The 4931-nt window shown below is 38.1% G+C and carries 4 protein-coding genes; all 4 read right to left on the bottom strand.

Annotated elements, in window-relative coordinates:
* Positions 1–149 precede the first annotated feature (149 nt).
* On the bottom strand, positions 150–950 hold the full coding sequence (locus PPA04_RS09110) for a helix-turn-helix transcriptional regulator (RefSeq protein ID WP_057784464.1): 801 nt from the start codon (positions 948–950) through the stop codon (positions 150–152).
* 400 nt (positions 951–1350) lie between these two features.
* Positions 1351–2001, bottom strand: coding sequence for a TetR/AcrR family transcriptional regulator (locus PPA04_RS09105; RefSeq protein WP_057784465.1), 651 nt, complete (start codon positions 1999–2001; stop codon positions 1351–1353).
* 24 nt (positions 2002–2025) lie between these two features.
* A complete protein-coding gene (locus tag PPA04_RS09100; RefSeq protein ID WP_057784466.1) occupies positions 2026–3645 on the bottom strand; it encodes an ABC transporter permease in 1620 nt (539 codons plus the stop codon).
* Entirely contained in the window at positions 3635–4558 is a 924-nt protein-coding gene (locus PPA04_RS09095; protein WP_057784467.1) for an ABC transporter ATP-binding protein, read from the bottom strand. Before PPA04_RS09095 ends, PPA04_RS09100 begins: the two co-directional genes overlap by 11 nt.
* Positions 4559–4931 lie beyond the last annotated feature (373 nt).

The raw sequence follows: 4931 nt of genomic DNA, 5'->3' as shown, positions 1-4931 counted from the left end.
GGCATTTTATCTAATTTTGCTGCCATGCACGTTTTCGTATCAAGCAACAAAATAAGTTTTTGTAGTTTTAACCTTTAGTAGGTGCAAATAAATAATCCCAGCTATGTTCACACTTAGAACATAACTGGGATTATTTTTCTAGCTTAACTTTAATATGGTCGAGCCGTTTCAGCTAAAGCGTCTTGCTTGATTTGGAGTCGTTTACGTTGATTATGCAGACGATACTGCTTTGGTGTCGTATCTGAGAATTTCTTAAAATGTTTAATGTAATTGCTTGAATCATAATAATTCAACATCCGAGAAATTTCATTTAACGGTAAATCGGTATGCAGAAGTAATTTTTTGGATTCATCAACACGTTGTTTATCGATATAACTCTGAATGGATAAGCCCATTGTATGGGTAAAAAGTCGTGAAACATACTGATAAGAAAGATTTAAATATTCAGCAATTCGAATCGGCTGCATCTTGTCATACAAATGCATATTCACGTAATAGGTGATTTGGTAAACTTGCTTAGGCACCGTATTTGTAGAAGTAATTTGATCTTCAGGTGTTTGCAAAGCAAAGAAATCTTTATAAATCAAACCCAAAATTTTGCGAAAAGCTTCTGGATTTTCTGGTTTTTCATCGGTCAGCCAGTCTAAATAAGCTTCACGGAGTTGTACGAAATTGGTTGCATTGAAATGATTGGCAAGTCCAGTCATGGCAAAGTCACCAACGACATTAACTAAGCTCCGATGCAAGTCTTCATGACTAGCTTCCTTGATTAGTTCACTATGATGTTCAAAAAATGAGTTTAGTTCACGTTCTGCGCGACCTGGTTCTCGTTTTTCAAAATTGAAAATTAAGCTATATTCTAAAAAAGAAAAACGGAGTAAATAATTCGATTTTTTTGAGTCCAATTTGCGGCGTGAAAAGTTTAATTGATCATAATCGTAATAAAACATTTTGCAATTCCTCCAAAAAATATTTGTTTTTAACATACTAAGTTACACTAAAAGAGACGCGAATTAAATGATACCATAAAAAAGCGTAAACATCGAAACTAATTTAATAATTTCATATATTTGTAACAATTTGACTTACATTATTCAGATAGAGCCTATAAGCAATTACCTCTAATTTAAGAAATGGTAGATATAATGGATAAGTGTTAAAGCTTAAAAATTAGAAAAAAGGAAAAATTCCTTTATTCAACTAGAATTATACTATTTTTTTGGTATAGTTAAAGTCCTTAATAGTGTTTTGCCAGTATTATTTAGAAAAACATTAAAAATCAGAGTGTTTAAACATTTAAAGACAAAATTGGTATCAAAAAGGCAGAGAAAATTTTTTCTCTGCCTGTTGTTACTCTTTTTTTAAAAAACCATGTTCCAAAACATCAATATAACCACGGACATTTTCAATAATGTCGTCAAAATCAGTGAGATCGGCATCTGGCTTCTTTTGCATTAGTGTTTTTGTTTCGGCCCCCACCTGATCTAAAACGCCTAACATCAAGCCTTGAATGGTTTTGCGGCTAACATTATTGCGAATTGGGAGTCGATTCAAAATCGGGTCAATCATGTTGGCCATATTGGCACTAGTTTGATTGTTATAAAATTCAGCAATTTCATGTTTCAGAGCGGAAGGAGCGTCACTTGCTTCCGCATAGGCATCTAACAATAATTTAAATTCTTCAGGATATTGCAATTGAAGCTGAATTTTATATTTTGTCGCATTAACAATCATAGCATCAAGATCCTGTGCATCATGCCAAACACTGTAATCAGCAACGGATTCAATGCGATCTGTGGCAAACTTGAGTGTCGCCATATAAAGATGCGCTTTGTTTTTATAATAGCGGAAGATGATACCCTTGGAAACTACTGCTTTTTGTGCAATGTCTTCTGTTTTTGCCCCACGATAGCCTCGATGAGCAAACTCAGTTAATGAGGTGGCCATGATGCGGCTCACTTTTTCAGGATCCATGGGAATATTAGTTTTTTTTTCGGTCATTGAAGTGAGCACTCCTTTCGATAATTAATTTTCAATCAGATCACGGTGTCGATAACCAATAAAACCAACGATGAACAGGATAACTGCCAAGACCATCATAAGGGTAAACTGTGGCCAATCAACTGATTTAACTGGCACATCGTTGATCCAGCCATAAGGAGTTATTTTTTGTGCCCAGTCAGGGATGTTCATTAAGTTGCCAAAGTATAAACTAATCAATCCGTATACTGGTAACGCCCAGATTATGGTCTGTAGTCGTGGGAACCAGCCAATAATTAAAACGCTAATTCCTAATATAACATACAGTGCAGGTAGGTAACCGAGAAAGCCGCGGCATAACCGAGCGAACGATAAGGGGTCATCCATAACCGTGGTGTTTGCCAACCAAATGCCACTCACGGCTGCCAGTAAAGACAAAGTACCGATAATAAAGGCAACTGCAGCATAACTACTAAAAATTTTGGCGCGTGAAACGGCTTTGGCATGAAGTTGTTCCAACCAGCCTTTACGTTCGTCGCCATTAATTCTCAAGAGCGTTTGCACACTAGGAACGGTCGCTAATACGGCAAAAACGATCATTAACAGCGCGGCAAATTTTAGGGCAATCATGCGTCCGGCAGCGTTTAAAGCTGATTGACCTAATAAACTGCCCATTAATGGATTTGTTTTCAAAAGATCACCAACTGTACCGAAAATTGAGCCATAGGAAATTCCCAAAATGGCAAGACTGATGATCCAAACAATCAAGCTCAAACGATCAAGCCGTAAAACTAAACTGAATGGTCCAGAGAGTAATACGGTTGCTCGTTTACGTCCACCACGCGTCGCAATTAAGCCAGCGTCGACATCTCGGTGACGACTTGCATAAAAAGTTAGAAAAAGTAAGACGATAGTCAACACTAACGAAAAGATGACGGGCAACCAATTATTTTCATGATAAATGGACATTTTTTCGACCCAGCCAAAGGGTGACCACCACGTCAAATCAGCGTTTTCCACATCCGTTACCATTCGAATCAAGTAGGTGACACCAAGAAATAGGTAACTTAGCATGGTGGCGCCACGGGGATTATCGCTAATTTGCGCCATTAAAAGGGCGGTACTTCCAAACATGAAGCCACTAGTAGCCAGGCCAAGACCAATTAATAAGTTTCCTTCTATTGAGGTGCCGTGCATACCAGAAACTTGTAACCCACCAAAGTAAACAAGGCCAACAAATAGATTAATCAAGAAAAGCTCGAGAGTCGCTGCTAATAAGGGACTTTGTTTGCCAACCGCATGGGAACGAATCAATTCTAACATGCCATTACTTTCTTCTCCCCGTGTATTTCGAACCGCGAAAAAGATGTTCATCACTGCCATAAATAGGGCCATAAAAACAACCATTTCACTCGCAAACACATCGGCTCTGGTGTAGGGCGGTTTGGCAACAAATGCGCCAAATAAGGAAACCATTGCCGGCATTTTTAAGGTGCTCACGATGCTGGCGATCGAGGTAGGTGTGCCATATAAATCGTTAAATTTAAAGGCTACAGATGCCATTAGACCACCCAAGATGAGTAGCCAGATGAGAATTAAAAACCAATCCCGGCGCAAATTAAAACGGGTTAAAAACCCACTTTGTTGATAATTATTACGCTTCATTTTGCCCATCTCCTTGCTCATCTTTTTGGTAGTAACGTAAGAAGAGATCTTCAAGAGTTGGTGGTGTACTTTGTAGACCAATAATTTCTAATGGCGCTAGGGTCAGCATAAGTTGAGCCATTTTATCAGAATCCATGCTGAAACTGGCTTTGTTTGCTACATTATCAGAATTTTTAAAGCTATGAACTCCTTCGCTAGTTGAAAGATCCGGCAGTGGCTTGCGTGTTTGCACAGTCACTAGTGTGCGGGTGAGATGCCGCATTTCGGTTAGCGTACCCGTTTCAATGATGCGACCCTTGCGGATAATTCCAATGCGGTCACACATACGTTCAACTTCGGATAAAATATGGCTGGATAATAAAATGCTTTTGCCGTTGTTTTTTAGAGCAAGTACGTGTTTTTGAAAGATTTCTTCGTTCAATGGATCAAGCCCGGATGTTGGCTCATCAAAGATGTATAAGTCAGCATCGGTAGAAAATGCGGCGATCAAGGCCACTTTCTGTCGGTTTCCTTTGGAATAAGTCCGGGCCTTTTTTGAGGGATCCAATTCGAATTCTTTGATTAACTCATCCGTGTGACCGGTATGTTTTTGATGATTGAGTTTCAAAAACAGGTCGATAATTTCGCCACCGGTTAAGTTGGGCCATAGGTAAACATCGCCTGGCACATATGCGAGGCGTTCATGAATGCTGACGGAATCCTGCCAAACATCCTTACCAAAAATGGTCGCTGAACCGCCAGATGAGCGGAGAATCCCGAGTAATGTCCGGATGGTAGTTGATTTGCCAGCTCCGTTTGGTCCGATAAAACCAAAAACTTCTCCTTTGTTGACGTTAAAAGTAATATCTTTTAATGCTTCGAATTTTCCAAACTTTTTTTGTAAATGATTAATTGAAAGTACTGTTTTAGACATAACACTGCCCCCTTGTGAGTTCTAAATCACGATTAATTTTAGTGAACTAATTGCGGCTAAAGTCCATGGATACTTAGCTTCAACTAATTAATAAGCAGAGTATAAGCTCCGTTGACCAATAAGTCAATGACTCGTTGGTCAATGTGAGACTTAATTTTTTTATATCTGCTTTTTTGGCCAATCGGTAATTAAAAATTTGGCTGTCAATAATTGAAATATACAGATCACATAACCTGAAAATTATTTCAGTATACGTGATTTTTTATTTTAAGTATTTATTCTCTAATAAAATAGCGGTAATATAAAAAAGGTTACTCTACGCAAGAAGTAACCAAATATTTTATTTATTTACTAAAGGTTGAAACTACAAAAA

Origin of the sequence: Pediococcus parvulus, assembly GCF_007990205.1 — a bacterium.
GTDB lineage: Bacteria > Bacillota > Bacilli > Lactobacillales > Lactobacillaceae > Pediococcus > Pediococcus parvulus.
Note: the sequence above shows the minus strand (reverse complement) of the source record. Positions and strands in the feature narration are given on the sequence as shown.

Coding starts and splice junctions, on each gene's coding strand:
- PPA04_RS09095 (WP_057784467.1), bottom strand. CDS start 4,558: ATGTCTAAAACAGTACTTTCAATTAATCATTTACAAAAAAAGTTTGGA.
- PPA04_RS09110 (WP_057784464.1), bottom strand. CDS start 950: ATGTTTTATTACGATTATGATCAATTAAACTTTTCACGCCGCAAATTG.
- PPA04_RS09105 (WP_057784465.1), bottom strand. CDS start 2,001: ATGACCGAAAAAAAAACTAATATTCCCATGGATCCTGAAAAAGTGAGC.
- PPA04_RS09100 (WP_057784466.1), bottom strand. CDS start 3,645: ATGAAGCGTAATAATTATCAACAAAGTGGGTTTTTAACCCGTTTTAAT.